At 75.9% G+C, this 601-nt stretch carries 1 protein-coding gene and 1 pseudogene; both read right to left on the reverse strand.

Annotated features, from left to right (window positions below; genetic code table 11):
- The coding region (locus KBX53_RS35140; RefSeq protein WP_309140927.1) for an ATP-binding cassette domain-containing protein at window positions 1-251 on the reverse strand (251 nt) is incomplete at its 3' end.
- Window positions 252-285: 34 nt separating this feature from the next.
- Window positions 286-601, reverse strand: a pseudogene (locus tag KBX53_RS35145) (PadR family transcriptional regulator); the annotation flags it as partial.

Genomic DNA, 601 nt, shown 5'->3' on the forward strand with positions numbered 1-601 from the left:
CGGCGGCGACGCAGCTGGGCCAGCCCGCGGCGGTCCAGTGCCCCCAGCGGTTGCCCCTCCACCCGGACCTCGCCGCCGGTCGGGCGGTCCAACCCACCGGCGAGAGCCAGCAGGGTCGACTTGCCGGAGCCGGAGGGGCCCATCACGGCGACCAGCTCGCCGGGCCGAACGACAAGGCTGACGCCGCGCAGCGCGTGCACCGCCGCCGGCCCGGTGCCGTGGGTGCGGTGGACGGCGCGTAGCTCCAGCACCGCGTCGTCCGCCCCGCTCACCGTCGTGCCCCGGTCACCGTCGTGCCTCCTCGCCGGCCCATCGAGCAGCGTCCCGCGCGTCGGCGTCACCGGGCGGGGGAGCGGGAGGCGCCGGGCCGCTGGGCTGGTGCCGGACCAGACTGGTCTCGCAGTGGTCCAGCCAGCGCACCTCGGCCTCGGCCTGGAACACCATCGAGTCCAGTACGAGGCGCCAGGGGAGGTCCTCCGGCCGGTTGCTGCCGTACTTCAACCGGGTCAACTCCTGCAGGGCCCGCATCGTCGCGCTGCGCTGGGCCTGCACCACCGAGCGGACGTCGACCCCGGGCGTGGTCAGCGCCAACGCCAGCTTG

It is taken from the genome of Micromonospora sp. M51, from assembly GCF_018070305.1.
Taxonomy (GTDB): Bacteria; Actinomycetota; Actinomycetes; order Mycobacteriales; family Micromonosporaceae; genus Micromonospora; species Micromonospora parva.